Source organism: Embleya sp. NPDC127516 (assembly GCF_044765325.1).
Classification (GTDB): domain Bacteria; phylum Actinomycetota; class Actinomycetes; order Streptomycetales; family Streptomycetaceae; genus Embleya.
In genome coordinates, this window is sequence record NZ_JBIWJT010000006.1 from 98,208 (window position 1) to 125,081 (window position 26,874).

Consider the following 26,874-nt stretch of genomic DNA (forward strand, 5'->3'; position numbering starts at 1 on the left):
GGCCGCCTCGAACCGAGCACCAGGGAACATGCCGAGGGGCCCGGGTACCGATCGGTACCCGGGCCCCTCGGCCGTCCGCCCCACCCGTCAGGGCGTGTGCACCGCCCCGTGCGGGTCCTCGCAGTGCCCCCGCGTCGTGCCGATCGCCAGCACCGCCGGGTCGGCGTGGTCGACCTGGAGCGTGGTGTGGGTGATCGCGTACCGCTCGCGCAGCCGTTCCTGAAGCCGGTCGCGCACTCGGTGGCAGTCGTCGCCGGGCTCGACCAGGACGTGTGCGGACAGCGCCGGGAAGCCGGACGTGATGGTCCAGATGTGCAGGTCGTGGATCTCGGTGACGCCCTCGACCGAGGCCAGGTCGCTGCCGACCGAGTCCGGCTCGATGCCGGCGGGGGCCGCCTCCAGGAAGATCCGCCACGACTCGCGGACCAGCGCGATCCCGGACTTGAGCATCAGCGCCGCGACGATCAGCGACGCGATCGCGTCGGCCCGGGCGAAGCCGGTGCTCAGCACCACGATGCCGGAGATCAGCGTCGCGATGAACGCCCACAGGTCGTTCAGGATGTGCTGGTAGGCCCCCTCGATGTTGAGGCTGGAGCGGTTGGCCCGCGAGATCAGCCACGCCGCGATCACGTTGATCACGATGCCGACCGCGGCGGTGACGATCACCAGCGCGCCCTCGACGTCGGGCGGCGAGATCAACCGGCGGACCGCCTCGTAGGTGAACCACACCGCGAGTACCAGGAACGTGATGCCGTTGATCTGCGCGGACAGGATCTCGGCGCGCTTGAATCCGTACGTCCAGCGCCCGCGCGCGGGTCGGGCCGCGAGGCGCATGGCGACCAGCGCGAGGCCGATCGCGAACGCGTCGGTGACCATGTGTCCGGCGTCGGTGATCAGCGCGAGCGAGTTCGCCAGGATGCCGACGATGACCTCGACCACGATGAACGCGCCGATCAGCACGAGTGCGGCGGTCAGGTAGCGCCGGTCCGCGTCCGGGGCCACACCGTGGGAGTGACCCGCGTGCCCGGATCCCCCGTGGTCGTGGCCGTCGTGGCCGTCGGGGGCGGCATGGGCACCGTACGACTCGCCGGCCGGCGCGGCGGACCCGGGTGCGCCCGGGGCGTGGTCGTGCTCGCGGGTGGTCATGAAATCCCTCCGGGAATCTCGCTCGCGCAGCCGGTGTGATCGGTGGCGGGGGCGTGGCCGATGTGCGCCAGCGCCACGTCCAGGAGCAGGCGTACGTGGGCGTCCGCGAGCCGGTAGTAGGCCAATCGGCCCTCCCGGCGCACCGTCACCACCTGGTGCGCGCGCAGCAGCCGAAGCTGGTGCGAGACCGCCGACTCGCCCTGCCCGCACGCGGCGGCCAGGTCGCGTACGCACAGTTCGCCCTCCAGCAGCGCGACCAGCAGGGTCAGCCGCCCGGGATCGCCCAGCAGCGCGAACACGTCCGCGGTCTCGGCCAGATGGGGGCCGTCGGGCAGCCGCGACCGCACCGAGTCCACCAGATCCGCGTTCACCGGCTGCGCCACCGGGTCACCTCCACGATCACGTCCGCCATCGCATCGACTCGGACATCGTAACGTCTGAACAGCTCTTCATACGAGCATGAGAAGAAGGTAGGGGGTGGGGGTATCCCTTCGCAAGTGCACCGCGCCGCCGGGCGAGACGAAAACGACGACGGACCTCGCCCCGACCGGTGGGGCGCCGGCCGGAACGAGGTCCATTCGGGGGAACGTCAGCCCGTTCGCGGATCCCGATCCAGGTGCGCCCACCACCGCTGCGCCGGCTCGTGGACCCGCCGCCACGTGGCCACGAACAGGTCGCTCGCGGCCGGTCCCGGCCAGTCCGCCGGCAGCAGCGCCGCGGGCAGCCGCGGGTCGCGTTCGAAGGTCAGCCGCCACGCGTGCACCAGCCTGGTGCGCAGCTCGAAAGCCTCCTCGTCGGCGCCCGCCCGGGCATCGGTGAATCGGTTCACGAACGCCTCCAGGTCCGCCCGTACCGCACTCAGGTCCCACGCCTGGTCGACCAGGGCCCGTTCGCGCGCCGCGTCGCACACGGTGGAGGTCATCCAGGTCGCGTGCCCGGTCAGGCCGCGTTCGTCGATCAGCGCCCGCAGCGCGTCCACCCCGCCCGGGTCCGCCGCGATCCACACCCCTCGGCCCAGATCGCCGAAGCCCTCGAACGCGAGCTGCTCCTCGACCACCGCGCGCGCCTCGCGCAGTGCCGCCGGCGGCCGCAGGAGCAACTGCTGCCACTGCCCCGACCAGGGCGTCTCGCGCGTCGCCCGGGACAGCCGCTCGGTCCACCCGGTGAGCAGCCGGTACAACGACGGCGCGAGGGTCAGCCGGGTGTAGCGCCCCTGCGCCCGGGCCGACAGCCAGCCCTCCTGCGTCAGCCGGGTGATCGCCCGCCGGGTCGCCGCCTCCGGCACACCGAGCGCGCCGAGCGCGGCCACCGCCGTCGGCGACCACACGCCGTCGTGCCCGGGCCAGCGCACGTACTCCCCCAGCACGGTCAACAACAACGTGCGCGCACTGGGCCCGCCGCCGGCGGTGCGCCGGGTGCGCGGCGCCGTGCGGCCGTCGCCCCTTGTTTCCTCGTCATCCTCCATGTAGGACATAACTCATTCAAGCATGTTCTTGTGTCCTACGTTCCTATGAAGGGTTCCACTCGTGTCCGCAGCCGCTCCCCCGACCCGCTTCGGCGCCTTCATCGCCCCCTACCACGGCATCGACGGCAACCCCGCGCTGCAACTGCGCCGGGACCTCGACCTGGTCGAGCACCTGGACGCGCTCGGCTTCGAGGAGGCGTGGATCGGCGAGCACCACTCGGCCGGGTACGAGACGATCGCCTCGCCCGAGGTGTTCATCGCCGCCGCCGCCGAACGCACCACCCGGATCCGACTCGGTACCGGCGTCAACTCGCTGCCGTACCACCACCCGTTGGTCCTGGCGGACCGCATCGTGCAGTTGGACCTGCAAGCGCGCGGACGGGTGATGTTCGGCTCCGGCCCCGGCCAACTGGCCTCGGACGCCTTCATGATGGGCATCGACCCGATGCGCCAGCGGAGCATGATGGCCCAGGCGCTGGCCGCGATCGTGCCACTGCTGCGCGGCGAGACGGTGACCATGAAGACCGACTGGTTCACCCTGGACCAGGCCCGGCTGCACCTGGCCCCGTACTCCCGCGACGGGATCGAGACCGTGTGCGCCTCCACCGTCTCGCCGTCCGGGTCGGTACAGGCCGGCACCCACGGCATGGGTCTGCTCTCGCTCGCCGCCGCCGACCCGTCGGGCCTCGCCGCTCTGGCCACGAACTGGGACGTGTACGCGAAGACCTGCGCCGAGCACGGCCATGTCGCCGACCGCGAGCGCTGGCGGCTGGTGGTGCCGATGCACCTCGCGGAGACCACCGAGGCCGCGCGCGAGCAGGCCGAGTACGGCGTGCACCACCTCGTCGACTACATCCAGGGACTGTCCGCGATGACCATGCCCTGGGGCGCGACCGCCCGGCAGGCCGTCGCGCAGTGGACCGGCGAGGGCTTCCCGACCTTCGGCGTCGCGATGATCGGCACACCCGCGCAGGCGATCGAACGCATCACCGCGATGGCCGAGCACTCCGGCGGCTTCGGCACGCTGCTCCTGCTCGACCTGCCGATCGCGCGCCCCGCGGACAAGCGGCGCAGCTACGAGTTGTTCGCCGAGTACGTCGTGCCGCACTTCACCGGCGCCAACTTGCCCCGGCAGGCCTCGATGGCCTGGGCGAACGAGAACAGCGAGCGCTTCATCGGCGCGCTGCGCCAAGCGGTCGTGGCGGCGATGACACCGCCCGCCGCCTCCTGAATCCACCCGTTCGTCGACTCACCAGGGAGATGACCCATCATGCGAGCAGCGGTACTGCGCGGCGGCGCGTTCACGGTCGAGGACATCGCGGCCCCCGAACCCGGCGAGGGGCAGGTCCTCGTGGAGACGGTGGCCTGCGGGATCTGCGGCTCGGACCTGTCCGCGTACAAGCACACCGCCGAGTTCCTCCAGGCCTCGATCGACTCCGATACGCCCTCGTTCGTCTTCGACCCGAACGCCGACCTGGTGATGGGCCACGAATTGTCCGCACGAGTGCTGCGACCCGGCCCGGGCGTGACCGGCTTCGAGGAGGGCGAGGTGGTGGTCGGTCTGCCGTGGGCGCTGGACGGCGGTGGTGTGTTGCGCACCATCGGCTACTCCAACACCTTCCCCGGCGGCTTCGGCGAGCGCATGGTCATGCAGGCCGCGGCCCTGGTCAAGGTGCCCTCGCACGTACCGGCGCAGATCGCCGCGCTGACCGAGCCGCTCGCGGTCGGCTTCGGCAACGTGGCCCGCTCCGGCGCGGAGCGGGGCGGCGCGGCGATCGTGATCGGCGCCGGTCCGATCGGCCTGGGCGCGATCGCCGGCCTCGTCGAGCGCGGCGTGGCGCCGGTGGTGGTCTCCGAGCCCTCGCCGCGCCGCCGCGAACTCGCCCGCGCGTTCGGCGCGCACGTCGTGGTCGACCCGGCCGAGCGGGACCCGTTCCTCGCGTGGCGCGAGATCGCCGAGCCCGGACAACCGCTGACCGTCTTCGAGTGCTCGGGCAAGGCCGGGATGTTCGACCGGATCACCTACGCCGCGCCGCGCGGCGCCACCGTGCTGCTGATCGGGGTGTGCATGACCGAGGACACCTTCCGGCCGGTGGTGGGCATCTACAAGGACCTCACGGTCAAGATGTGCCTGACCTATCCACCCGAGGAGTACCCCCGGACGCTGGCCCGGATCGCCGCCGGCAGTGTGGACGCGGCGTCGCTGGTCACCGGTCAGGTCGGCTTCGCCGGGGTAGCCGCCGCGATCGACACGCTCGGCCGCCCGGACGAGCACGTCAAGGTTCTGGTCCGACCGCACCTGGAGGGCTCGGGCGTACATCCCGCCACCGCCTAGGCCCTGTCCGGCCCGGCGCCGGACGCCGGGGCCGGACCTCGGCGGATGTCACGCGTACGAGTGGACCCGGTTCGGACGACCCTGGCGCGCGCCGTGCGCGGGCGGCGCGCCCGCCAGGGCGTTTCGCCGACCCACGCCCCGAACGCCCCGCCGAGCGGGGTGTGGAAGTGTCGCAAACTGGACGCGCCGGGCGTCGGAATCGGTACGCTCCGAGGGAATTCCCTCGGAAGATCCGTACACCCGCCATCGGGGACATCATGAGCCACACCGGGCACCGTCACGGTGCCGTGTCCGTCCATCACGTGACCGCCACCGGCTCGGGAGGCGCGGTATGACCGTGCTCAACGATGCCCAGCCGGTGTGTCGGTTCGATCTGCCGCCGCACGAGGCGGAGGTGTCCGCGGCGCGCCGCAAGGTGGTCGCGATCGCCGTCGAGTGGGGCATGCCCGCGCATGGCGACCTCGTGGACACGCTGCGCCTGGTCGTGTCCGAGCTGGTGACCAACGCGGTCCGGCACGCGGGAGTACTGACCCCCGCCATCGGCGTCACCGTGCGCGGCACCGCCGAGGGTGGCGTGCAGGTGGGGGTGCACGACCGACACCCGTTCTGCCCGAAGGCGCTGTTGGAGACGGTCGACGACGACAGCGGGCGCGGCCTGCTGATCGTCAAGGCCCTGGTCGCGGAGGTCGGCGGGTACGCGGGGATCCAGCCGGACACGACCGGCGGCAAAACCGTGTGGGTGACCCTGCCCCTGCGCTGAACCGCTCGCGGACCCGCGGGTAGCGCTCGCCGCCGCCGATCACAACTTCAGGTCGAAGCGCTGCTCGACTGCGTCGATCCCCCAGGCGCGGGCCGGATGCTCCTCCGTCAGGGTGAATCCGGCCCGGTCGTACAGGTGCCGGGACGCGCCCAGGCCCGCGATCGTCCACAGGTACACCCCGGCCGCGTCGCGCCGACGGGCCTCGACCAGCGCGGTGTCGAGCAACGCACCACCCACACCACGTCCGCGCGCGGCCGGATCCAGGATCACCCAGCGCAGTCGCATCCACCCGTCCTCCTCGCGGGTCAGCCCGATCCCGCCCAGCACCCGCCGCCCGTCCTCCGCGACCCACATCCGCCCGGGCCCGTCGTCCCCCTCCCGCGCCCGGGCCTGCACGAGTCGGGCCATCCCGGCCGCGACATCCGCCTCCATGGTCGTGTCCATCCCGTACTCACGGCTGTACAGCACCCCGTGCAACGCGGCGATCGCCCCGAGGTCACCCGGCCGCGTCGCGTCACGAATGGTCACCGCCGCCGGGTCGGGCGTCGAGGTCATGATCCCGAAATCCCCTTCACTGAAACAGTCGTTTCAGTAGAGAGTAGGCGGGTGACCGCAGACGCGAAACCCCCCACCTCCGCCCGCCGCGCCGACCTGCTCGCCGCGAGCGTGGCCTACGTCGCCGAACACGGCCTGGCCGAACTCTCGCTGCGCCCGCTGGCCCAGGCGATCGGCTCCAGCCCGCGCGTCCTGCTCTACCTCTTCGGCTCGAAGGAGGGCCTGATCCGCGAGATCCTCGCCGTCGCTCGCGTCGAACAACTCGCCCTGGTCGAACGCGCCGACGATCACCCCGGCACCGCCCGGGAAACCCTCGACCTGCTGTGGACCTGGCTCGTCGTCCCCGAACGCCGCGGCGCCCTCCGGCTGTTCTTCGACGGCTACGTGCGCTCCTTCGACGCCCCCGACGGCCCCTGGTCCGACTTCGCCGGCAAGTCCCTGGACGACTGGCTCCCCCCGCTCGACCGCGTCCTCGCCGACCACCCCGTCCCATCGACCCTGGTCCTGGCCGTCCTGCGCGGCCTCCTCCTCGATCACCTCGCCGCGGACACTCCGCGACACCACGAGAGAGTCCAGGCCGCGTGGACGTCCTTCCTGGACCACGCCTTCCCGCACTGACGGGTACGCGCGCTCCGGTGGAGACGGACCGGGCCCGGCTCAGCCCGCCAGGATCGTGGCCTCCTTCTCCGGCGGCAGTCCCACCACCGGCCGGTCCGAACGTTGCGGCACGATGCCGTTCACCGAGCGGAGCCAGGTCCAGGTGTCCGCGACGGTCTCCTCCACCGGCCGCACACGCAGTCCGGCGCCCAATGCCTTGCGCACGTCGCGACGGTGGATGCTGTCGTAGTCCGCACCGGCCGGAAGCCAGATCGGCAGTTCGAGCCACGGCTCGATACCCGCCTTCACAATCGTGTCGGGATCGATCCAGCGCAGTTCCGCGTCCGAACCGGTGACCCGAACGCACAGATCGAGCAGTTCGCCCATCGTGCTGTGGCCCGTCGGGCTGACCAGGTTGTAGGCGCCACTGCGACCGGCCTCGGCCGCGTCCAGGGTCCATTCGGCCAGGTCACGGGCATCGATGAACTGAAGCTCGGCCTCCCGCGGCCCCGGCGCCAAAACCGGGCCGCCCCGCGCGATCCGGTTGAGCCACCACGGCAGCCGACCGATGTTCTCCCGCGGCCCCAGGATCAACCCGGCACGCCCGTGCACGTACCGATCGCCGAACGCCCGCTCGACGGCGATCTCCGCCCCGCGCTTGGCGTTCGGATAGGCCACGTCACCGTCGTCGGGCGACCCCTCGACCAGCGGAGCCTCCTCCCCCAGCCCGGCCGGCGTCGGCTGGTCGTACACCGAGCAACTCGAGACGTACGCATACCGACCGACACGATCGGCCAACAGGTCGGCCGAGTCGCGAACCACACGCGGCGCGGCACTCCAGGTGTCCACCGCCAGGTCCCACTCGCCGCCGGCCAACGCCGCCAACCCGCCCTCGGAGGTCCGATCGCCCACCAATGAGCGCACACCATCCGGCAGTTCATGCCGACCGCGATTGAACACGGTCACATCCCAGCCCCGATTCACCGCGGCATCGGTGACGGCCCGACCCACGAACGCGGTCCCACCCAGAATCAAAAGTCGCATGCCCCGACCCTGCCCACCCCCGCCCGCCCCCACAACCACGTCACGCTCTCGGCGGAATCGCCCTCGGCGGAATCGCCCTCGGCGAAGACCACCCACCGCTCACCCGGCCCCTCGCCGCGAGCAAGGCTCCCCCGCGGCGTCCTGCTCCACCAACTCCCGGTCCACCAACCGCAACAACCGCAACAACTCGGCCCGATCCGCCTCCCCCAGGCGATCGAACACCGCCGCCCCGGCCCCCTGCCGAATCGCCCGGATCCGCCGCAGCTCGGCCCGCCCCCGCTCGGTCAGCTCCACGAGCGTCGCGCGCCGGTCCAGTTCGGAGGCGCTGCGGCGGACCAGTTCGCGCGCGGCCAGGTCGTCCACGACGGTGGTCGCCGAGCGCGGCACGATCTCCAGCCGCGCGGCCAGGTCCGCCATCCGCAGCGGCTCGTCGGCATGGGCGAGCACCTTCATCGCGTGCGCCTGGGCCGGAGTCAGGCCCAGCGGGGCGAGTTCCCGGCCGGCGCGTACCCGGATGCGCTTGGCCACGCGCATGAACAGGTCGCCGATCGGCGCCGAGGTGGATTCCGGCGAACTCACGCGTGTCACGTCCCGAGGAGCGGGGATCCTGCTGGATCCGGGTGCGCCCATTGTCCCGTCAGGCGCGACCGGCAACGACGCGGGCGTGTGGTCGGCGCGGCGGGAGCGGGTCGGCGGAAGCGCGGGCGGAACGTGAGAGGGACCTGGGGCCGTGGGGATGGGCGGGTGGACTTGCCGGGGTAGCGGGGACGGGCGGGCCGACGCGCCAAAGTCGCGGGGACGGCCGGACCGACTTGCCGGGATCGCAGGGACCGCCGCCACCCACCCGAATCGCGGACACCGGCGGGCCGACGCGCCAAAGTCGCGGGGACGGCCGGGCCCACTTGCCGGGATCGCAGGGACCGCCGCCACCCACCCGAATCGCGGACACGGGGGGCCGACGCGCCAAAGTCGCGGGGACGGCCGGGCCCACTTGCCGGGATCGCAGGGGCCGCCGCCACCCGCCCGAATCGCGGACACGGGCGGGCCGACGCGCCAGAGTCGTGTCCCGCGGCGTTGCTGCTTGTTGGGCGACTTCGTCGCCGGCTCGCGAGGCACCACTTTTTTGCTCCCCCGCTTCGCTCCTCCGCAAAAAAGCGGCCCCTCGCTCGTGACTTCGTGTCCCTCCGCTTCGCTCCGGGCCACGAAGTCAAAGCTTGCGGCTCCGCCGCTCTCCGCGCTTCGCGCGTCGATCACCGGGGTGGGGGTGGGTCGGGGGCGCTGACGCGCCGGGGGTGGGGCGCGGTGGCGCCCGAGTGGCTTCCCGCGCCGAGGCCCGAGTCGACCGGACGGTGTCGCCGGCTGAGCGGCCGGGACCGGGCCGACCCCACCGATGGCCCGGTCCACCAAAGCGGCCCCGGCCCACCCCACGACCGGCGCGGTCACGTCCCCACACACCCCGGCGCGTCAGCGCCCCCGACCCAGCCCCACCCCGGTGATCGACGCGCGAAGCGCGGAGAGCGGCGGAGCCGCAAGTGTGGACGGTGTGGCCCGGAGCGAAGCGGAGGGACACGCCGTCCCGAGCGAGGCGCCGCTTTTTCTTGGAGGAGCGAAGCGGGGGAAAGAAAAAGCGGCGCCTCGCGAGCCGGCGACGAAGTCGCCCAACAAACAGCAACGCCTCACCCACGACTCCGGCCCCCCACCCCACGCCCCCACCCACGACCCCGGCCCGCCACCCCACGCCCTACCCACGACCCACCCCCTCCCGAGCCGGCGACAAAGTCGCCCAACAAACAGCACCACCCCACCCACGACCCCGGCCCCCACCCCACACCCCCACCCACGACCCACCCCCTCCCGAGCCGGCGACAAAGTCGCCCAACAGGCCGAGTGTTTTTTGCCGGACGGCGCGTGGCATTGTTCGGGAATGCTTCCCCTGGTCCATGCCATTCGTTACGTCACGCCGATGCGGGAGGGCGGTTCGCTGCCCGGCCTCGTAGAGGCCGACGATCTGGGCACCTATGTCGTGAAGTTCCGCAGCGCCGGACAGGGCGTCAAGGTGCTGGTCGCCGAGGTCGTGGTGGGCGAGCTCGCCCGCCGGCTCGGGCTGCCGGTGCCGGCGCTGGTGCGGGTCGAGGTGGACCCGGTGATCGTGCGCGGCGAGCCGGACCAGGAGGTCCAGGAACTGGTCCAGGCGAGTGCCGGGCTGAACCTGGGGATGGACTTCCTGCCGGGCTCGGCCGACTTCACCCCGGCCACCTGGGAGCCGGACGCCGAACTGGCCGCGCGGGTGTTGTGGCTGGACGCGCTGACCTCGAACGTGGACCGTTCCTGGCGCAATCCGAACCTGCTCGTGTGGCACGGCCGGTTGTGGCTGATCGACCACGGCGCCGCGTTGTGGTTCCACCACGCGTGGCAGGCCGCCAAGGCGGCCGCGACGCGGCCGTTCGACGCCGCCGACCACGTGCTGGCCGCCCTCGGCGGTCCGGGCCTGCTCAAGGCGGACGCCGAGCTGGCCCCTCGGATCACCCGCGAGTTGCTCACCGAGGTGTTGGCCTTGGTCCCGGACGAGTGGCTGGATCCCGGTGACGCCGAGCGCGCGCTGGGCCTGGACAGCCCCGACGCGCTGCGTGAGGCGTACATCGGGCACCTGCTCGCCCGCGCCGCCGGTCCGCGCGCGTGGCTGCCGGAGATCGCGCCGGACGTGGTCGCGCGGCAGGGCGCGGCGCAGTCGTCGAACCGCCCGGATTGGCTCAAGTGATGACGATGAACGCGCAGCGGCAGTTCTTCGAGTACTCGATCATCCGCCTGGTGCCGCGCGTGGAGCGCGGGGAGTGTCTGAACGTCGGGGTCGCGCTGTACAGCCAGGCGTTCGGCTTCCTGGGCGCGCGCACCCATGTGGAGCAGTCCAGGTTGTGCGCCCTGGACCCGGACGCCGACGTGACCCAGGCGCGCGCGGTGCTCGCCGCGTGGGAGCTGGTGTGCGCGGGCAGCGAGGCGGCCGGCGCTCCGGGGGCCGAGCCGGTGGGTCGACGGTTCCGCTGGCTGACCGCCCCGCGCAGCACGATCGTCCAGCCCGGTCCGGTACACGGCGGCTTGACCGCGAATCCGGCGGCGGACCTGGACCGGCTCTTCGACCTGCTGGTGTTGTAGTGCGGCCGGCCGCCGCGCGCCGATCCGACGCGACGCGCGGTTGCCGGCGGCCGTTCTCTGTCCGTGCCGTGACCTGCTGCGCTACCGTGCCAAGCACCGGTTCGTTCCCGGGCTCCGAGGGTGGAGGCGACGATGATCAGTACGTACGGTCCACAAAGTCGGGGCATGGTGGTCTGCACACTCGTGCTGCTGACCATCCTGGGTTTGTACAGCGCCCTCTACGAAGCGGTCGCCTGGATGTGGCTGGTGTGGTCACTGATGGCGATCGTCACCGGTCTGCTGGTGGCCACCGACCGGGACGGGTGAAGCCCGGATCCGAACACTCGGGCGCCGGGTGCTCCGCGGCACCCGTGCCCGGCCGGCCCCTCAGGCGACCGTGAAGCCGTATTTCGCCCCCAGCCGCGTCAATGATCGCCGCCCCGGGATCCCGTCCGCGTCCGACCCGTTGTAGCCGAGCCTGCGCTGCCACTCCGCGTAGGCCCGCAGGGTCGCCGTCCCGTAGTGCCCGTCGGCCAGGTTCCGCGCGAGCAGCCCTTCCGCGACCAGGGCGTTCTCGACCATCCGGGTGCCCACGTAGGTGACCGGGGTGCCCTCGCGGCTCGGGTCGGACCGTGCCGCGGCGACCAGTTCGGCCAGGTCGACGGCCGGTCGCGGGGCGGGGATGTCGGGGACGGGGGTTCCGCCCGTGCCGGCCACGATGCCGGGGAAGACCCGGTCGTGGAACTGCCGCACGCGTGCGTCGCCGGGGCACGCGGTGCCGCTGATCGACCACTTGGCGAACAGCCGGTGATACCCGTAGCCCGGGTCGTCCCAGGCGCGGCAGATCCGCAGCGGCAGGTCGTGCCGCTCGTGCAGCCACACGCCCAGCCGGATCAGGCTGTCCATCTGGGCGTCGGTCCACGGGTCGGTGTGTTCCAGGTTGCTCGCGGTCTCCACGCTGACCGCGCCGGTGCCGTCGGATCGGCGGTTCGCCGACGCGTTGGCGTCCGCGCGGGTCTCGGTGCCGATGTACTGCCACAGGCCGCCGTCGTAGGCGCAGCCGAAGTGCGATTCGAGGTTGGTGGAATCGCGCCAGTACTCGTACATGCGCTGTCCCGACCACGGCGCGGCGATCGAGTGCAGGATGAACTGGGTGGGACGGATGGCGGGTTGCGCGTCGGATTCCGGCTGCAGCTCGCGCTTGGTGGCTCCGGGGTACCAGGCCATGGCGGTCTCCCTAAGTCGAGGTCGGGGGACGAAGTCGCGAATGACCATGGTCACGATGATTCGCCGGATTTTCCGTGATCTTCGGCAAACCCGGGCCAATCGCACCCAAGTCGGTGATAATGCCGCCCGACAACCCGCCGAACGTCACCGCGTCGGCCCGGCCCGGCCCACCCTCACGGCGCCACTCCGCGCATCGCCCGTCGGGCCGGTAGCACGCTCGCCGCGAGCGCGATCGCCAGGCATGTCACGATCGCGCAGGTCACCGGCGCCCACGGCACCACCAGGCGCACCGGCGTACCGAGCGCGCCCGCCAGTCCCGCCCGGATCCCGAGCAGCGACGGCACCGCGACCAGGCCGCCGAGCAGCACGCCCAGCACGACCACGAACGTGGTCTCCCCCGCGACCGTCCACAACACTTGGCGGCGGGTAGCCCCGGACAGGCGCAACACCCGGAAGTCGGCGACCCGGCAGGCGCCGGCCATGAGCAGCGTGTTGCCGACGGCCAGGGCGGTGTAGCCGGCGGTCGTCGCCACCAGCAGCAGGGTGAACACGTCGATCAGTCGGTCCTCTTCGGCATCGGCCCGCCGCGCGTACGCGGCGACCCCGATCTCCCGGACGCCCAGCGCGGTCGCCGCGGGGTCGCCGGGCACGATCGCCGGCCCGCCGGTGCGATGGACCACCTCGGTCAGCGCGTCCGGGTCGTGTGCGCGCAGCGTGTCCCGGGCGAGTAGTACGCCGTGCGAATCCGCGCGGTCGTCGAGCACCGCGACGATCCGCAACACCCGCGTACGCCCGTCCGCGAAGGTGAACTCCGCTTCTTGAGACGGGGGTTGCCCCAGTGCCGCCAGCGTCGAGGCGGTCACCGCGACGGTGTCGGGGCCGACCAGGTCGGCGAGTGTGCCCCGGACGGGGTCGAGCCGGTCGTGTGTGCGGGCGAAGGCGTGCGGGTCGATGCCGGCCGCGTCGACGGCAAGCCGGGCCGGGCCCGCGTACACGGTGCTCGCGAGCTGCGCGCTGCCGGTCACCCCCGCCACCGCGGCGTCGGACAGACCCGGCGTACCGCTCGCGACCACCGCGCCGCTCGCCCGCGTCGTCGCGCTCGCGTGGTCGGCGAACGCCTCGGCGCCGGTACGGGTGTTGCCGGTGATCAGCACCACGAAGGCGATCGTGGCCAGCACCGGCGCGACGGTGGAGGCGGTGCGGCCCACGGCGGCGCAGGCGCTCTCCCGCACCAGCAGCGCGCCCGCGCCCACTCGGCGGGCGAACGGGCGGGTGAGCGCGCGGGCCAGCGGGGCCACGAACACCGGGGCGAGCAGGGTCGCGCCGCTGATCGAGGCGACCGCGGTGGCCAAGGCCCAGGTGATCATCTCGGTCGGCGCCGCGAACGCGCTCGCGAGCGCGCAACCGCCGCCCAGGGCCACGCTCGCGATGCCCGCGATCCGGCGGACCCTGCCGATCGGCCGTTCGTCGACGACCGCCTCGCGCAGCGCCTCCAGCGGATCGATCCGCGCGGCCCGTCGGGACGCGGACCACACGGCGACCAGCGCCGTGCCCACTCCCACCACGAACACCGCGGCCGGGATCCAGGTCCGGACCCGGATCGTGAACCCGGCCGGTTCGAAGCCGGTGTCCACCAGCATCCCGGTCACCGCGGGTGCGCCGAGCACACCGATCAGCACGCCGGTGGCCGAACCGAGCGCGCCGAGCAGGAGCGCCTCGGCGTACAGCGCGCGTCGCACCTGTCCGGGGTCGGCGCCGATGACCCGCAGCAGGGCGAGTTCGCGACGCCGCGTGTTCACGCCGAAGGCGAACGTGCCCGCGACCACCAGGATCGTGACGAAGCCCGCGAGCCCGGCCATCGTGATGATCACCTGGGCACCGATCCACGACGTGCGGCGGGCCGAGGCCGGCGCCAGGTCGCGCCGATCCGCGCCGGTGAGCACGCGCGCGTCGGTGCGCGCCAGGGCCCGCGCGGCGGCGGCCACCGCCCGCGGGTCGGCGCCGTCGGTCAGTTGCACGCCCAGCACCCGCACACCGGGGGCCAACTCCCGGGCGCGCTCGTCGGTGACGTAGTAGCCGGGCCCGCGCACCGTGCCGCTGACGGTGTACGCGGCGGGCCCGCTCGCGGTCAACACCGTGATCGACTCGCCCGGGCGCGGCCCCAGTTCGGCGTCCACGGCGATCTCGTCGGCGCGGCGCGGGGCGTGTCCGGCGACCAGCGGAGCCGGCGCGAGCGTCGTGCTCGACCATCCCCGGCCCATGCGTTCGTCCCCGTCCCGCCCGCCCACCGGTCGGCCGCCCGACACGGCCTGCGCGTAGAAGGGCCGGTCCGCGACCACCTCCCGCACACCCGGGATCGCGGCCAGTTCGCGCACGAGTTGCCCGGTGCGCTCGGGCGACCAGGGCACCGGTTCGGCGAACTCGCCGTCGCGGTCCGTGCCGTGCGCGCTGTGCAGGAGCACGGGTGTGCCGGCGTAGCGCTCGGGCACCGGTGTGCCGCCGGTGAGTTGGATCAGCGCGCTCGCGGTGAGGATCGCGATGCCCAGGACCAGCGCGAGCAGCGAGCCCAGGAGCGCGGTGCCGCGTTCGCGCAGTGTGGCCAGGGTGTTCACGCCCGCACCTCCGCCGCGGCCGCGCGGGCGGCGATCGTCTCCGGGTCGGTGCGCCGCGTGAGTTCGTCGACCACCCGACCGTCGGCCAGGAGCACCACCCGGTCCGCCCAGGACGCGGCGGCCGGGTCGTGGGTGACCATGACCACGCTGTGGCCGTGCTCGTCGACCAGCGAGCGCAGCAGGCCCAGCACGGTGCGCGACGCGCTGCTGTCCAGCGCCCCGGTGGGTTCGTCGGCGAACAGCACGGCGGGCCTGGTGATCAGGGCGCGGGCGATCGCCACGCGTTGCTGCTGGCCGCCGGAGAGTCGATCGGGCCGGTGGCGGGCCCGATCGGCCAGCCCCACGGCGGCCAGGGCGCGGGCCACCGCGTCCGGGTCGGCCCGGCGCCCGGCCAGTCGCAGCGGGAGCGCGACGTTCTGCTCCGCGGTGAGCGCGGAGACCAGGTTCAGCGCTTGGAAGACGAAGCCGATGTGCTCGCGGCGCAGGTGGGCCAGCGCTCGCTCGTCCAGGTCGCGGGTGATCGTGCCGGCGATGGTGACCAGGCCGGAGGTGGGCCGGTCCAGGCCCGAGGCGCAGTGCAGCAGGGTGGACTTGCCGGAGCCGGAGGCGCCCATCACGGCGGTCATCGTGCCCGCGGCGATGTCCAGGTCGATCCCGTCGAGCGCGGCGACCGGGTGTCCGCCGGTGTGGAACACCCGGGTGACGTCGCGAAGCCGCACCACGACGGCGTCCGCGTGCGCCGCGGAAGGGCGTTCGACGGACGGGCGTTCGTCGAACGGGCCGTCGGCGGGCGGGCGGTCGGCGGTCACGCGATCGGCGGGATCCGGGCGATCGCCCGGCGCGGCGCCGGCGGGGTGTGCGGAGGGGTCCGGAAAGTGGCGCGGCACGGCGCCGGGTCGGTTCGTCACGACGTCGAGTCAAGGCGCCGGGTGGGGGTCGGCGCATTGGTGCCGGCACTGGTTCGAACACTCCACCTGGCACTACCGACAGCGGCCCGGGTGCCGGCTACGGTCGAGCGGTGATTCCTCGCAATGTGTTGGAGGCGCTGACCGCGCGCCCGGTGGGCTTCCTGTCCTCGGCCTGGCCGTGGCGTTCGATCGGGTACCTGCTGGCGGGCGGGGTGCCCGGAGTCGCGGGCGGCGTCGCGGCGGGTGGGATCGCCGCGTCCTGGAACCGGATCGGGCCGGTCGCGGCGGTGGTCTGCGCGGGCCTGGTGCTCACGGTGCTGGTCGCGCTCGCGGGGCCGTTCGAACGGCGCCGGTTGCGCCTGGTGGCGCCGGACGCGCGGCCGGCCCGGTCCTCGTTGCGGGAGCCGGCCGGGTGGCGCGAGCTGGGGTGGGGGGCGTTGTCGGTGCTCACCCTGGGGTGGGTGGATCTGGCGGTGTTGTTCGTCGCGGTGGGGATTCCCGGTGTGCTGCTCAGCGCGCCGTGGCAACCCTCCGCGACGCCCTGGGCGTCGGTGGGCGGGGTGCTCGCGGGGCTGGTGCTGCTGCCCGTCGCGGCGTATCCGATCGCGGCGTGGGCGGGGGCGCGTTCGGCGGTCGCGATCGCGGTGCTGGGCTCGCGGGACGCCGAGTTGACCGAGGTACGCCGCTCCCGGGCCCGCCTGGTGGACGCGTTCGAGGCCGAGCAGCGGCGGATCGAGCGGGACCTGCACGACGGCGCGCAGCAGCGCCTGGTGGCGTTGACGATGAAGCTCGGGCTGGCCGCGTTGGACCTGCCGCCCGACTCGCGGGCGGCCCGGGAGGTGGCCGAGGCGCACACCATGGCCCGCGAGGCGCTGGCGGAGTTGCGCGAGTTGATCCGGGGAGTGCATCCGCAGGTGCTGACCGAGCGCGGGTTGCCCGCCGCGATTCGCGATGTCGCGGGGCGCTCGCCGGTGCCGGTGGATACCGACGTCCAGGTGTCGCGGCTGCCCGCCTCGGTGGAGGTGGCCGCGTACTTCGCGGTGTGCGAGGCGCTCGCGAACGCGGCGAGGCACAGCGGCGCCGAGCGCTGCCGGGTGCATGGGCGGATCCAGGACGAGGTGCTGGTCCTGGAGGTCGCGGACGACGGGCGCGGCGGCGCGGACCCGGCCGCGGGTTCGGGTCTGACGGGGCTGGCCGACCGGGTCGCGGCGGTGGATGGTCGGATGTTGTTGTCGAGTCCGATCGGCGGGCCGACCCTGGTGCGAGTGGAGATACCGTGCGGCGTTTGCGAGTGGTGATCGCGGAGGACGCGGTATTGCTGCGCGAGGGCCTGGTGGGCCTGTTGGAGCGGTTCGGGCACGAGGTGCCGGCGGCCGTGGGCGATGGTCCCTCGCTGGTGGCTGCGGTGCGCGCGCACGCCCCGGACGTGGTGATCGCCGATGTCCGGATGCCGCCGGACTTCACCGACGAGGGCCTGCGAGCCATCCGCGAGCTCCAGCGGGTGCGGCCGGACCTGGCGGTGCTGGTGCTGAGCCAGTACGTCGAACAAACGTTCGCCGACGAACTCCTCGACGCGCGCGACGGGGTGGGTACGGGCTACCTGCTCAAGGATCGCATCGGCGATGTGACCGAATTCATGGCCGCCCTGGAGCGGGTCGCAGACGGCGGGATGGTGGTCGATCCCGAGGTGATCCGCCAACTGTTGGCCCGGCGGCGCGATCCGCTCGCCAAGGTCACGCCGCGCGAGCGTGAGGTGCTTGCGCTGATGGCCGAAGGACGCTCCAATGCGGCTGTGGCCCGGGCCCTGGTGGTCAGCGAGGCGGCGGTGTCCAAGCACATCGCGAGCATCCTGACCAAGCTGAATCTGCCGCCTGCGGCCGACGATCATCGACGGGTATTGGCCGTTCTGGCGTATTTGCGGGGCTGAGCCGGTTACCGGTCGGTTGTCGGGTCTCCACAAGTAATAGGACGTCCTCTTTATCGGTGTCGATACCCCCGGACCGGCCTTTCCCTGACAGCGTTGCGGATCAAGTGGCCCGCACGCGAGCGCGAGTGGGTCACCCGTGTCGTGTTTCCACAATTCTTCGACAGAGCTGGGGTGCGTTCTATGACGCTCGGCAAGACCGATGTGGTGGTCACCGGGATGGGTGCGACCACGCCTTTGGGCGGGGACGTGCCGTCCACGTGGGCGGCCCTCCTCGCGGGCGAGTCGGGAATCGAAGCCCTGGCCGATCCGTGGGCGGCCGACCTGCCGGTGCGGATCGCCGGACGGATGCGGGTCTGCCCCGAGACGGTACTGGACCGGGTCCGCGCCCGGCGCCTGGACCGATGTCAGCAGGCCGCGCTCGTGGCGGCACGCGAGGCGTGGGCGGACGCGGGTGCGCCGACGGTCGAGCCGGAACGGTTCGCCGTGGTGGTGGGCACCGGCATGGGCGGTGCGATGACGATGCTCGCGCAGCACGACGTACTGGCCGCGTCCGGCGTGCGCCGGGTGTCCCCGCACACCGTGCCGATGTTGATGCCCAACGGGCCGGCCGCGCAGGTAAGTATGGAACTGGGTGCCCGGGCGGGCGCGTACACCCCGGTCAGCGCGTGCGCGTCGGGCTCGGAGGCGATCGCGTACGGCCTGGACCTGATCCGGCTCGGTCGCGCCGACGTGGTGGTCGCCGGCGGCGCCGAGGCGACGATAGGCGCGTTGCCGATCGCGGGCTTCGCGCAGGCCCGCGCGCTGTCCACCTACGAGGGGGACCCCGCCGCCGCGTCGCGTCCGTTCGACGCCGGGCGGAACGGGTTCGTGATGAGCGAGGGCGCCGCGCTGGTGGTCCTGGAGCGGGCCGACTTCGCGGCGGCGCGCGGCGCGTTCGTGCACGCGTACCTGGCCGGCGCGGGGGTCACCTCGGACGCCAACCACATCACCGCCGGGTACGGGCCAGGCCAGGTCCGCGCGTTGCGGATGGCGATGGCCGAGGCGGGCGTCACCGGCGCGGACGTGGACCACATCCAGGCGCACGCCACCTCGACGCCGGGCGGCGACGCGCTGGAGGCCGCCTCGATCACCGAGGCGATCGGTACGCACGCGGCGGTCACCGCGATCAAGTCGATGCTCGGTCACCTGTGCGGCGGGGCCGGCGCGATCGCCGCGGTCGCCGCGGTGGCGTCGCTGCGCGACGGGGTCGTCCCGGCCACCATCAACCTCGACTCCCAGGATCCCGACATCGACCTCGACGTGGTCGCCAAGGAACCCCGGGTGGGCCCCCTGAACGTGGCCGTCGCCAACGCCTTCGGCTTCGGCGGCCACAACGCGGCCCTGGTCTTCACCTCGGCCAACTAGGACCCGCCCGACACCGGCGCCACGCGCCGCACCGACCCCGGTCCCCCGCCTCGCGGGCCGACCGGGGTCGTCGCGTGTTCGGGCCTTCGGCGGGGTCCGCTCCGGCGATCCCCGCGCCGCCGCCAACCCTTCGGTGCGGACACCCGGCGGGCGGAAAAATCGGGTGCGTCGAGGGGCGCTCGTGCATCAGGGTGGAGGGGTCACAGCCGTCCCGGATCAGCGGGCGGAGGGGCCCGAAGGCCATATGGGAGAGGGGTTCCGGCGAGCCGTCAGGTTTTTGCCGAGCACCTCGCGCGCACCTGGTGAATCAGGAACGTCCCTGGCCTCATTCGTTTCTAGGCTGAAGGACATGAAGACCACGGGGAACACCAGCAACGCAGCCGGCGGCAGGGCCGGGAAGTCCGGTTCGATCGCCGCGTTCGCGCGGTTCGTGGTCTTCGGCGGCGGCACCGGGATCGCCTCCTCGGGCGCGCTGGTCGTGCTCTCCGACACGATGCCGATCGCGGTCGCCAACGCGTTCGTGACCGTGGTCTCCACGGTGGCCGCCACCGAGCTGCACAGCCGGTTCACCTTCGGCGGCGGGCGCGCAGGGCTGCGCGCGCACGGGCAGTCGGCGCTCAGCGCGCTGGTCGCCTACCTGTTCACCACCGCCGCGGTGCTCGGGCTGCACGCGGCCGCCCCGGGCGCGGGCGTCCTGGTCGAGCAGGGCGTCTACCTGGGCGCGTCCGGCCTGGCCGGGATCGGCCGGTTCGTGGTGCTGCGGCTGTTCGTCTTCGCCCGCCCCGGCGCTCGCCCGCGGATCACCGCCCCGGCACTCGCGCGCACCCACGTGGTGGCCGCCGCGTAGCCACGGCGACGCCGGGGCGGCACGCGGCGGCCGGCCGCGGGCTCAGCGTGCTTCGAGCGCCCACCACTGTGAGGGGCGGTCGGTGTCCTCCCACTGCCGCACGTTGCCACCGGGCTCGGTGCTGTCGTCGGCCACCTCGAGGAGCAGCCCGCTGACGTAGTTGATCAGCGTGACCCGCCCCGGCGCGTCCGCGTGCTGCTCCAGGATCCACTCCTGCGCGCCGAAGTTGTTCGCCCGCCAGAGCTGCACGTTGGCCCCGTTCTCCTCCGAGGCACCGGTCACGTCCAGCCGCTTCCCGCTGACCACGTGCTCCAGGTGGTACACCGCGCCGCCCGCGTGAACGGCGGTGATCCGCCAGTGCTGCGCGGTGGAGCCGTCCTCGGCGCCCTGCCACACGTTGGCCCCGCTGTTCGTACGCCCGCCCTCGACCTCGAGGACCAGCCCACTGTGCACGTTGCGCACCACGTACACACCCTCGTCAACGCCGCCCACGTCGCTCCCCTGGTCCCGGTCCATCGATCTTGAACCAGTCACCTTCGCACGCCGCTCCCACACTCCGCGCGCCGGCCGCCGGGCCCGCCCCGTTCGGGACATCCGAGTGGGTGACCGCGTCGCGCACACCGCCCCGGCCGCGCCGTCCCCGGTGGCGTCCCGCCGCCTGCGCCCCCTACTTGCTACTTGCGGCCTCCCGCCGGGCAGTACACCGCCATCGCCGCGTTCGTGATGGCGGCGGCCTCCTCGCGGGTGAAGGTGACGCCCATGATGCGGCCCGCGATCTCGTCGCGCTCCTTGCCCATCGCGACCCACCCGCAGGACACGTTGGCCATGCTCAGCAATACGCTGAAGTCGGCCTTGGCGCCCACCAGTTGTGGCGCCACGCGACCCAGTTCGGCGATGAAGCGGGCATCGTTCGGCGAGCGACTGTCGCCGGCCGAGGCGGAGTTCGCCCCGGCTCCGGCGGCCGGCGTCGCCGTGTCGCCGTCCCCCTTGCCCCGCACCAGGGTCGACACGAACACGGCGGCGCCGATCACCAGGACGATGGCAACGCATGCCCCTACGACGCGGTTGCCGATACGTCGACGCGGCTGCGACGACTGACTGCTCACGAGACCCCCCACGGTCGGATGCGGCGGAGGCTATGCCCCCGGACCACCCGATCGGACCTCGTTCACCGAGTCGTGACCTTCTCCGACACCGAAGTCCCACCCCGGAAACCGCGAAGGCGCCGCCCGCTGCTCCCGTAGCGGACGGCGCCTGTCACGTTCGGCCGGGTCGCGGGTCGTCGACCGGCGCTCCTGCCGAGATCCGGTGGGCTACTTGCCCGTGTAGTGCACCTGGAGTTCCTTGATGCCGTTGATCCACGCGTGGCGAAGCCGGCGAGGGTCGGCCGCCTTGGTGATGTCCGGCATCGCGTCGGCGATCGCGTTGAACATCAGGTTGATCTCCATCCGGGCCAGCGAGGCACCCAGGCAGAAGTGCGGACCGCCACCGCCGAAGCCCAGGTGCGGGTTCGGGTTGCGGGTGATGTCGAACTTCATCGGGTTCTCGAACACGTCGGCGTCGTAGTTGGCCGAGCTGTAGAAGATGCCGACCCGCTGCCCCGCCTTGATCTCCTGGCCGCCGAGCACGGTGTCCTGGGTCGCGGTGCGCTGGAAGGACATCACCGGCGACGAATACCGCACGATCTCGTCCGCCGTGGTCTCCGGGCGCTCCGCCTTGTACAGCTCCCACTGGTCGGGGTTGTCGAAGAACGCGAGCATCCCGTGCGTGATCGCGTTGCGCGTGGTCTCGTTGCCCGCGACCGCCAACAGCAGTACGAAGAAGCCGAATTCGTCCGAGGACAGGCTGCCGTCGGATTCCGCGGTGATCAGCCGGGTGACGATGTCCTGCGCCGGGCACGCCTTGCGCTCCTCGGCCATGCCCATCGAGTACAGCATCAGCTCGGCGGCGGCCTGCGCGCCGACCTCGGTGGACTCCGCGTACTCCGGGTCGTCGTACCCGAGCATCTTGTTCGACCATTCGAAGATCTTCTTGCGATCCTCCTGCGGTACGCCGATCAACTCCGCGATCGCCTGCAACGGCAGCTCGCACGCGACCTCGGTGACGAAGTCGCCGGAGCCCTTGAGCTTGGCGTCCGCCACGATCTGCGCGGCCCGCTCGGTCAACGCGGCCTGGAGCGCGTTGATCGCCCGGGGCGTGAAACCGCGCTGGACGATGCTGCGCAGCCGGGTGTGCTCCGGCGGGTCGATGTTGATCATGATGAGCTTCTGCGCGTCGATGTTGGACATGTCCATGCCCTCGGCGAACCGGATGATCGCCGTGTTCTTGTTCGTCGAGTAGATCTCCGGCTTGGTGGAGACCTCCTTGACGTCCGCGTGCCGGGTGACCAGCCAGTAGCCGTCGTCGCCGAAGTTGGACACCTCGGGCGTCTGCGGGACCCACACGACCGGGGACGTCTTGCGCAACTGGGCGAACTCGTCCAGCGGGATGCGCGTGGTGTACAGGTCGGGGTCGGTGGGGTCGAAGCCGTGGTCGAGGACCGGACACGTCATGGTGGAACTCCCGTTGCCGGAGGGTGTGCGAGGTCGCCGCGGAAACCGGCCGGGGACGGGTGCCGGAAAGCGCGGTGGTGCGGTGGTGCGTGCGAGATGGTGTGCCTGTGCGGGTGGTCTGGCTGGGCGTCGTGCCTGGGTGGTGCGGTGCGGTGGTGCGGGTCAGACCCCGGCGACCGGGCCCGACGCCCTGCGGCGTGGGCCCAGGAGCTTGCGGACCACACCGCGCAGGATGCGACCGAGCTCGTCGTCGGGCAGTTCCGGGAAGGCGGCGACGGCGGAGTAGATGCCGCCCATCGCCACGGCCGTGGACACGCGGTACTCGATCGAGTCGTCGACGTCGTCGAGGACTTCGCGCACCCGCGCGGTGATCGAGGCGAGTCGGGGCTTGATGGCGCGGTGGCGTCCGATCGCGACGTCCCGATCGAGGATGACGGCGAGGGTGCGGTACCGGATCAGGAACTCTACGTAGCCCTCGAACAGCAGGCGCTGGCGAGCGGTGCTGCCGCGCCTGCTCTCGGCGACCTCCAACACCCGGTCCAGGTCGTTCAGGGCCGGGCGCAGGAGGGCGTCGAGCAGTTCGTCCTTGGTGCGGAAGTGGTAGTACAGGGCGGCCTTGGTCACCCCGACCCGATCGGCGATGGCCTGCAGCGAGGTGCCGGCGAAACCGTGTTCGCCGAACAGTTCCTCTGCCGCCTGGAGCACCTTGTCATAGGTGTCCTCCGGTGCCGGAATCGCCACGGGTCCCCCTTCCTGTTGGGCATGAACATACGTCGACCTCTGCCAATCGACAAGGCTGATGGGGCGTCAATTTTCATCTCGGCACCGCTGTTCACACGGAAAGCGGCTTGCCGTTCGGCCAGGGACGGGGTCGGGCGCACTGACGGTCGGGCAGGTCGACCCGACCGGCCCGGGATCGCTCCCGATCCACCCCGCACGGCCGCGTCCGACCGGAGCACGTCGAGCGCCGGTAGGTTGCCGGCATGAGCGACTTCGACGCCGTCATCGAGGCGGAGCGACAGCGGTCGGCGGACCCGGCCACGGCGGCCGGCCGGGCGGCGGCGGGACGTCGGGAGGACTGGGTCCGGACCCTCGCACGCATCGAGCGTCTCCTGACCGCGACGGCGACGGAGTTGGCGAACCGGGGCGCCGTGGCGCTGCCGGTGGTCGGGTTCCCGCCGAGGAGAGGCCCGGCGCGCTTGACCCGCCGCCCGACCGCCGCCGTCGTCGACCGGCGTCGACCGGTCCTGGACCTGTTCTCGCTGGACGCGCGCGGTGGGCCGTTCCTGGAGCGGGGCGCCCTGGCGACCGAGGAGGTCTGGCTGCGCGTCTCGCACCCCGGTCGGGCCGAGGCGCTGCGCGCGGCCCTGCTGGGCGCGGGCCTGACAGCGGAGACCGTCATCCTCCGCGAGGGCCCGCCGATCGTGCTCGATGCCGACCGGGCCGCACGCGAGGGTCGCGCCGGCGGCTGCTTCGGCGTCGCGGACGACGGCACGCTGGTGGTGTATCCGCCGGCCGACGCCGCACCGGTCCCGCTCGTCGAGGCGCTGACGGCGGCCGTGGCGAACGCCGCCCCGCAGGTCTGAGCCGCGCCGCGCGGGTCAGCCGAGCCGGCGCCCCGGCAGGCACCCCGCACGCCGGCCGCGGCCCGCCGTACGCGTCAGCGCGCGGTCTCGACGTCTTCGGTCTCGACGCTCCCGGTGTCGACGTCTTCGATCCCGGCGCCCGCCGTGCCGACGTCCGCCGTATCGAACTCCCCGACCTCGACGTACATCGCCCGTCCGCTCTCCCGCGCCCGCAGCGCCGCTCGCAGCCGTGCGGCCCGCCCCGCCGGCATCGCGGCCGCGCCCCGATCCGGTGTCAGCAGGTGCCAGGCCCGCAACTCGTCGGCCTGGAGCCGGATCCCGGCGAGTCGATCCGGAGTCAGCACGCCACCGTCGAACAACCAGCGCATACCGCCACGATGCCCGTCCACCGGCGCCACCCACTGCGCCACGAGCAAGTTCGGCGGCCCGTCCAGGGTGATGCCCAGTTCCTCGCGAACCTCGCGGACGCAACCCGCCCACGGCGATTCCCCCGGCTCCAGGATGCCACCCGGAAACTCCAACCCCGGCTTGTAGTCGGGCTCGACGAGCAGCACGCGGCCCCGGTCGTCGAAGAACAACGCCCCCGCCGCGACGGTCCACGCGCTCCGCGCCGGATCGTCCGCACGGCCCTCACCCGGGCCGCCCGCACCGCTCTCCGAAAGGCCGTTCGCATGCTCGTCCATGACACCGAAGTCTGTCCCAGCCCGCGGCGCACCGGCCGACAGGGTCCCGGCCGGCGACGTGTGCCGCGTTCGGGCCCGCGACGCCGGTCACCCTCGGCCTCGGATCGAGGGCGCCGGATCAGGGGCGCGTGGCGAGGCCGAGGACGACCACGTCGACGAGCTTCGGCAACCGCTCCGGGTCGTCGACGCCGCGCTGTTCGTGGGCCCAGGCGATGCCGTGGGCGAGGGTGAAGAGTTCGTCGGTGTCGATGTCGGCGCGGACCTGGCCGGCCGCCTGGGCGCGCGCGAGCAGGTCGGCGCCGGCCGCGCGCATCGCGTGGCAGGAGGCGTACAACTCGGAGGTCTCGTCGGCGAGCGTGGCCATCAACGTCGCGCTCATCCCCCGGAACGTGCCCGCGCCCTCGATCAGCAGCCGCAGCCAGGTGGCCAGCGCGTCGCGCGCGGCCGCGGTGTCGCCCAGCGCCCGAGCCCGCGCGGTCAGGCCGTCGTAGCGGTCCCGCACCACCGCCTCGACGAGCGCGTCCCGGGAGGGGAAGTGCCGGTACAGCGTGCCGATGCCGACCCCGGCCCGACGGGCGAGCTCCTCCAGCGACGCGTCGATGCCCTGTTCGGCGAACACCACCCGGGCTTCGGCGAGCAGGCGCTCGTAGTTGCGGCGGGCGTCGGCGCGCATCGGTCGGGTCATCGGCGTTCCCTCTCGGACGTTGTCAAACGGAGCCTGCCTCCATATGGTGGTCGAGGCAAACCGGAGGCAGCCTCCGGAATGTCCCGGTCACAGCCATGCCCGGTACCGCGGCAACCCCGCCTCCCGGGGCGCGGCCGTGCCCCGGCGCCATCCCGGCCTCGGCACCGTGCGATGCCGCGCGCGGAAAACCCGTCGCGGCATCGGCGGCCGACGACCGGCGCCCGATGACCCGCATCCCATGACCTGTGACCTGTGACCGCCCACCAACGGAACGGAACCACCGATGACGCACGACAAGGCCGCCCTCGGGCGGCTCGGCCTGTGGACCTTCGCGTTCGACGGCCAACCCGCCGGCGCGGTGCGCGAGGCGGCGGCCGAGATCGAGGAACTCGGCTACGGCGGCCTGTGGGTCGGCGAGGGCATCGGCCGCGAGGCCGGCACGCACGCCCAACTCCTGCTCGCCGCGACCCGTACGCTCCCGGTCGCCACCGGCATCGCGATCATGTCCGAGCGCACGCCGCGCCTGATGGCCGCGACCGAGCGCACCCTCAACGAGGCCTACCCGGACCGCTTCGTGCTGGGCCTGGGCGGCCACCGCGCCGCCGGCCAGGCGGACATCCCGGGCATGCCCAAGGCGAACACCACTCCCGCCGTCGCCGGCGTCGGCGCCTACCTGGACGAGATGGACGCCGCCGTGCTGATCGGCACGCCGCCCGAACGCCCCGGCCGCCGGGTGCTCGCCGCGCTCGGCCCGAAGATGCTGGCGCTGGCCGGCGCACGCACCTGGGGCGCGCACACCTATCTGGTGACGGTGGACCACACCGCGCTGGCCCGGAAGACGATGGGCCCGGACCCGTACCTGTCGGTGTCCCTGACCACGGTGCTGTCCCCGGACCGGGCCCGGGCCGTGGAGGTCGCGCGCGGCTTCACATCCGGCTACCGGGTCGCCCGGCACCAGATGAACAACCTGCGCCGAATGGGCTTCTCCGAGGCCGAACTCGACGGCGAGGGCACCCGCCTGGTCGACGCGCTGTGCGCGCTGGGCGATCTCGACGCGATCGCCGAACGGATCCGCGAACACCTGGACGCGGGCGCCGACCACGTCTGCCTCCAGGTCCTCACCCCGGACCAGGGCCGCATCCCGCTGACCGAATGGCGCGAACTGGCTTCACTAGTCGGCGATTTCACATAAAACCCCGGCCACCCGGTCGAAGCGCCCCACCCCCTCGACGGCGACGGCGACGGTACCACCGGGCTCCCGCCCGGCGGCCGACGCACGCACACCGGCACCCGCCGCCGGATAGCGCCACGCGGCCGAGACCGGGCCCGACCTCCGAGCCCGACCCCGACCCCGGGCACGGCGCCCGAGTCCGACACCCGAGCCCGGCGCCCGGCCGCGCCACCGCACCGGA

At 72.8% G+C, this 26,874-nt stretch carries 28 protein-coding genes; 13 read left to right on the forward strand and 15 right to left on the reverse strand.

Annotation, left to right across the window (positions count from 1 at the left end; genetic code table 11):
• Window positions 1-87: 87 nt before the first annotated feature.
• From ACIRL2_RS13485 to ACIRL2_RS13495, 3 genes are all read right to left on the reverse strand, one after another.
• Window positions 88-1,146, reverse strand: coding sequence for a cation diffusion facilitator family transporter (locus ACIRL2_RS13485; RefSeq protein ID WP_402232069.1), 1,059 nt, complete (start codon window positions 1,144-1,146; stop codon window positions 88-90).
• The gene (locus tag ACIRL2_RS13490; protein WP_395867061.1) at window positions 1,143-1,529 is read right to left on the reverse strand and encodes an ArsR/SmtB family transcription factor; all 387 of its coding nucleotides are present in this window, start codon (window positions 1,527-1,529) and stop codon (window positions 1,143-1,145) included. The genes ACIRL2_RS13485 and ACIRL2_RS13490 overlap by 4 nt, the downstream gene beginning before the upstream one ends.
• 206 nt (window positions 1,530-1,735) lie before the next feature.
• Entirely contained in the window at window positions 1,736-2,611 is an 876-nt protein-coding gene (locus ACIRL2_RS13495; RefSeq protein WP_402232071.1) for a PaaX family transcriptional regulator C-terminal domain-containing protein, read from the reverse strand.
• A 61-nt stretch (window positions 2,612-2,672) separates the two neighbouring features.
• Between ACIRL2_RS13495 and ACIRL2_RS13500 the strand changes: the two genes are divergently transcribed.
• The 3 genes from ACIRL2_RS13500 to ACIRL2_RS13510 all read left to right on the forward strand — a co-directional run bounded on the left by ACIRL2_RS13500 (window position 2,673) and on the right by ACIRL2_RS13510 (window position 5,706).
• Window positions 2,673-3,842 carry an LLM class flavin-dependent oxidoreductase gene (locus ACIRL2_RS13500; protein WP_402232073.1) on the forward strand — a complete coding sequence of 390 codons (1,170 nt, stop codon included), beginning with the start codon at window positions 2,673-2,675 and terminating at the stop codon, window positions 3,840-3,842.
• A 39-nt stretch (window positions 3,843-3,881) separates the two neighbouring features.
• On the forward strand, window positions 3,882-4,946 hold the full coding sequence (locus tag ACIRL2_RS13505; protein ID WP_395867055.1) for a zinc-binding dehydrogenase: 1,065 nt from the start codon (window positions 3,882-3,884) through the stop codon (window positions 4,944-4,946).
• A gap of 331 nt (window positions 4,947-5,277) precedes the next feature.
• Window positions 5,278-5,706, forward strand: a complete 429-nt coding sequence (locus ACIRL2_RS13510; RefSeq protein ID WP_402232075.1) for an ATP-binding protein — start codon at window positions 5,278-5,280, stop codon at window positions 5,704-5,706.
• A gap of 39 nt (window positions 5,707-5,745) precedes the next feature.
• On the opposite strand, the gene ACIRL2_RS13515 is transcribed toward ACIRL2_RS13510, so the two are convergent.
• Window positions 5,746-6,261: a GNAT family N-acetyltransferase gene (locus ACIRL2_RS13515; RefSeq protein ID WP_395867051.1), complete on the reverse strand. Its 516-nt coding sequence runs from the start codon at window positions 6,259-6,261 to the stop codon at window positions 5,746-5,748.
• A gap of 51 nt (window positions 6,262-6,312) precedes the next feature.
• Between ACIRL2_RS13515 and ACIRL2_RS13520 the strand changes: the two genes are divergently transcribed.
• Window positions 6,313-6,879 carry a TetR/AcrR family transcriptional regulator gene (locus ACIRL2_RS13520; protein WP_395867049.1) on the forward strand — a complete coding sequence of 189 codons (567 nt, stop codon included), beginning with the start codon at window positions 6,313-6,315 and terminating at the stop codon, window positions 6,877-6,879.
• 39 nt (window positions 6,880-6,918) lie between these two features.
• On the opposite strand, the gene ACIRL2_RS13525 is transcribed toward ACIRL2_RS13520, so the two are convergent.
• Complete coding sequence (locus tag ACIRL2_RS13525) at window positions 6,919-7,902, reverse strand: NAD-dependent epimerase/dehydratase family protein (protein WP_402232078.1); 984 nt, start codon at window positions 7,900-7,902, stop codon at window positions 6,919-6,921.
• A gap of 99 nt (window positions 7,903-8,001) precedes the next feature.
• Window positions 8,002-8,481, reverse strand: a complete 480-nt coding sequence (locus ACIRL2_RS13530) for a MarR family winged helix-turn-helix transcriptional regulator (protein ID WP_395867045.1) — start codon at window positions 8,479-8,481, stop codon at window positions 8,002-8,004.
• 1,345 nt (window positions 8,482-9,826) lie between these two features.
• Between ACIRL2_RS13530 and ACIRL2_RS13535 the strand changes: the two genes are divergently transcribed.
• The 3 genes from ACIRL2_RS13535 to ACIRL2_RS13545 all read left to right on the forward strand — a co-directional run bounded on the left by ACIRL2_RS13535 (window position 9,827) and on the right by ACIRL2_RS13545 (window position 11,358).
• Window positions 9,827-10,660, forward strand: coding sequence for a HipA family kinase (locus ACIRL2_RS13535; RefSeq protein ID WP_395865299.1), 834 nt, complete (start codon window positions 9,827-9,829; stop codon window positions 10,658-10,660).
• Window positions 10,660-11,052, forward strand: a complete 393-nt coding sequence (locus ACIRL2_RS13540) for a DUF3037 domain-containing protein (RefSeq protein WP_395865301.1) — start codon at window positions 10,660-10,662, stop codon at window positions 11,050-11,052. Before ACIRL2_RS13535 ends, ACIRL2_RS13540 begins: the two co-directional genes overlap by 1 nt.
• Before the next feature lie 132 nt (window positions 11,053-11,184).
• Window positions 11,185-11,358 (forward strand): hypothetical protein, encoded by a 174-nt coding sequence (locus ACIRL2_RS13545; RefSeq protein WP_395865303.1) that lies wholly within the window; start codon window positions 11,185-11,187, stop codon window positions 11,356-11,358.
• 60 nt (window positions 11,359-11,418) lie between these two features.
• On the opposite strand, the gene ACIRL2_RS13550 is transcribed toward ACIRL2_RS13545, so the two are convergent.
• The 3 genes from ACIRL2_RS13550 to ACIRL2_RS13560 form a co-directional block, all read right to left on the reverse strand.
• Entirely contained in the window at window positions 11,419-12,258 is an 840-nt protein-coding gene (locus ACIRL2_RS13550) for an N-acetylmuramoyl-L-alanine amidase (RefSeq protein WP_395865305.1), read from the reverse strand.
• A gap of 173 nt (window positions 12,259-12,431) precedes the next feature.
• A complete protein-coding gene (locus tag ACIRL2_RS13555; protein WP_402232081.1) occupies window positions 12,432-14,870 on the reverse strand; it encodes an FtsX-like permease family protein in 2,439 nt (812 codons plus the stop codon).
• Window positions 14,867-15,592, reverse strand: a complete 726-nt coding sequence (locus ACIRL2_RS13560) for an ABC transporter ATP-binding protein (RefSeq protein WP_395865901.1) — start codon at window positions 15,590-15,592, stop codon at window positions 14,867-14,869. Before ACIRL2_RS13560 ends, ACIRL2_RS13555 begins: the two co-directional genes overlap by 4 nt.
• 296 nt (window positions 15,593-15,888) lie before the next feature.
• Here ACIRL2_RS13560 and ACIRL2_RS13565 point away from each other — a divergent pair, with 296 nt between their 5' ends.
• From ACIRL2_RS13565 to ACIRL2_RS13580, 4 genes are all read left to right on the forward strand, one after another.
• Complete coding sequence (locus ACIRL2_RS13565; protein WP_395865309.1) at window positions 15,889-17,076, forward strand: histidine kinase; 1,188 nt, start codon at window positions 15,889-15,891, stop codon at window positions 17,074-17,076.
• Entirely contained in the window at window positions 17,073-17,705 is a 633-nt protein-coding gene (locus ACIRL2_RS13570; protein ID WP_395865903.1) for a response regulator, read from the forward strand. The genes ACIRL2_RS13565 and ACIRL2_RS13570 overlap by 4 nt, the downstream gene beginning before the upstream one ends.
• Before the next feature lie 180 nt (window positions 17,706-17,885).
• Window positions 17,886-19,109: a beta-ketoacyl-[acyl-carrier-protein] synthase family protein gene (locus tag ACIRL2_RS13575; RefSeq protein WP_395865311.1), complete on the forward strand. Its 1,224-nt coding sequence runs from the start codon at window positions 17,886-17,888 to the stop codon at window positions 19,107-19,109.
• A gap of 349 nt (window positions 19,110-19,458) precedes the next feature.
• Window positions 19,459-19,956, forward strand: a complete 498-nt coding sequence (locus tag ACIRL2_RS13580) for a hypothetical protein (RefSeq protein WP_395865313.1) — start codon at window positions 19,459-19,461, stop codon at window positions 19,954-19,956.
• A gap of 42 nt (window positions 19,957-19,998) precedes the next feature.
• On the opposite strand, the gene ACIRL2_RS13585 is transcribed toward ACIRL2_RS13580, so the two are convergent.
• From ACIRL2_RS13585 to ACIRL2_RS13600, 4 genes are all read right to left on the reverse strand, one after another.
• On the reverse strand, window positions 19,999-20,448 hold the full coding sequence (locus tag ACIRL2_RS13585; RefSeq protein WP_402232084.1) for an RICIN domain-containing protein: 450 nt from the start codon (window positions 20,446-20,448) through the stop codon (window positions 19,999-20,001).
• Between the two features lie 182 nt (window positions 20,449-20,630).
• Window positions 20,631-21,062, reverse strand: a complete 432-nt coding sequence (locus tag ACIRL2_RS13590; RefSeq protein WP_395865317.1) for a DUF732 domain-containing protein — start codon at window positions 21,060-21,062, stop codon at window positions 20,631-20,633.
• 207 nt (window positions 21,063-21,269) lie between these two features.
• Window positions 21,270-22,508 carry a cytochrome P450 gene (locus ACIRL2_RS13595; RefSeq protein WP_395865319.1) on the reverse strand — a complete coding sequence of 413 codons (1,239 nt, stop codon included), beginning with the start codon at window positions 22,506-22,508 and terminating at the stop codon, window positions 21,270-21,272.
• Between the two features lie 162 nt (window positions 22,509-22,670).
• Window positions 22,671-23,249, reverse strand: a complete 579-nt coding sequence (locus tag ACIRL2_RS13600) for a TetR/AcrR family transcriptional regulator (protein WP_402232087.1) — start codon at window positions 23,247-23,249, stop codon at window positions 22,671-22,673.
• 242 nt (window positions 23,250-23,491) lie between these two features.
• Between ACIRL2_RS13600 and ACIRL2_RS13605 the strand changes: the two genes are divergently transcribed.
• Window positions 23,492-24,094: a hypothetical protein gene (locus ACIRL2_RS13605; RefSeq protein WP_402232089.1), complete on the forward strand. Its 603-nt coding sequence runs from the start codon at window positions 23,492-23,494 to the stop codon at window positions 24,092-24,094.
• A 74-nt stretch (window positions 24,095-24,168) separates the two neighbouring features.
• Here ACIRL2_RS13605 and ACIRL2_RS13610 read toward each other — a convergent pair whose 3' ends face one another.
• Window positions 24,169-24,777 carry an NUDIX domain-containing protein gene (locus ACIRL2_RS13610; protein ID WP_395865325.1) on the reverse strand — a complete coding sequence of 203 codons (609 nt, stop codon included), beginning with the start codon at window positions 24,775-24,777 and terminating at the stop codon, window positions 24,169-24,171.
• Window positions 24,778-24,895: 118 nt separating this feature from the next.
• Window positions 24,896-25,462, reverse strand: coding sequence for a TetR/AcrR family transcriptional regulator (locus tag ACIRL2_RS13615; protein ID WP_402232091.1), 567 nt, complete (start codon window positions 25,460-25,462; stop codon window positions 24,896-24,898).
• Window positions 25,463-25,745: 283 nt separating this feature from the next.
• Between ACIRL2_RS13615 and ACIRL2_RS13620 the strand changes: the two genes are divergently transcribed.
• The gene (locus ACIRL2_RS13620) at window positions 25,746-26,654 is read left to right on the forward strand and encodes a TIGR03620 family F420-dependent LLM class oxidoreductase (protein ID WP_402232092.1); all 909 of its coding nucleotides are present in this window, start codon (window positions 25,746-25,748) and stop codon (window positions 26,652-26,654) included.
• The last annotated feature ends 220 nt before the right edge of the window (window positions 26,655-26,874 follow it).

Bases quoted from the DNA above. Each gene is read 5' to 3' on its own strand.
- ACIRL2_RS13605 (WP_402232089.1), top strand. From the start codon at position 23,492: ATGAGCGACTTCGACGCCGTCATCGAGGCGGAGCGACAGCGGTCGGCG.
- ACIRL2_RS13540 (WP_395865301.1), top strand. From the start codon at position 10,660: ATGACGATGAACGCGCAGCGGCAGTTCTTCGAGTACTCGATCATCCGC.
- ACIRL2_RS13580 (WP_395865313.1), top strand. From the start codon at position 19,459: ATGAAGACCACGGGGAACACCAGCAACGCAGCCGGCGGCAGGGCCGGG.
- ACIRL2_RS13575 (WP_395865311.1), top strand. From the start codon at position 17,886: ATGACGCTCGGCAAGACCGATGTGGTGGTCACCGGGATGGGTGCGACC.
- ACIRL2_RS13515 (WP_395867051.1), bottom strand. From the start codon at position 6,261: ATGACCTCGACGCCCGACCCGGCGGCGGTGACCATTCGTGACGCGACG.
- ACIRL2_RS13525 (WP_402232078.1), bottom strand. From the start codon at position 7,902: ATGCGACTTTTGATTCTGGGTGGGACCGCGTTCGTGGGTCGGGCCGTC.
- ACIRL2_RS13550 (WP_395865305.1), bottom strand. From the start codon at position 12,258: ATGGCCTGGTACCCCGGAGCCACCAAGCGCGAGCTGCAGCCGGAATCC.
- ACIRL2_RS13595 (WP_395865319.1), bottom strand. From the start codon at position 22,508: ATGACGTGTCCGGTCCTCGACCACGGCTTCGACCCCACCGACCCCGAC.
- ACIRL2_RS13495 (WP_402232071.1), bottom strand. From the start codon at position 2,611: ATGGAGGATGACGAGGAAACAAGGGGCGACGGCCGCACGGCGCCGCGC.
- ACIRL2_RS13510 (WP_402232075.1), top strand. From the start codon at position 5,278: ATGACCGTGCTCAACGATGCCCAGCCGGTGTGTCGGTTCGATCTGCCG.
- ACIRL2_RS13545 (WP_395865303.1), top strand. From the start codon at position 11,185: ATGATCAGTACGTACGGTCCACAAAGTCGGGGCATGGTGGTCTGCACA.
- ACIRL2_RS13535 (WP_395865299.1), top strand. From the start codon at position 9,827: ATGCTTCCCCTGGTCCATGCCATTCGTTACGTCACGCCGATGCGGGAG.
- ACIRL2_RS13620 (WP_402232092.1), top strand. From the start codon at position 25,746: ATGACGCACGACAAGGCCGCCCTCGGGCGGCTCGGCCTGTGGACCTTC.
- ACIRL2_RS13505 (WP_395867055.1), top strand. From the start codon at position 3,882: ATGCGAGCAGCGGTACTGCGCGGCGGCGCGTTCACGGTCGAGGACATC.
- ACIRL2_RS13615 (WP_402232091.1), bottom strand. From the start codon at position 25,462: ATGACCCGACCGATGCGCGCCGACGCCCGCCGCAACTACGAGCGCCTG.
- ACIRL2_RS13485 (WP_402232069.1), bottom strand. From the start codon at position 1,146: ATGACCACCCGCGAGCACGACCACGCCCCGGGCGCACCCGGGTCCGCC.
- ACIRL2_RS13610 (WP_395865325.1), bottom strand. From the start codon at position 24,777: ATGGACGAGCATGCGAACGGCCTTTCGGAGAGCGGTGCGGGCGGCCCG.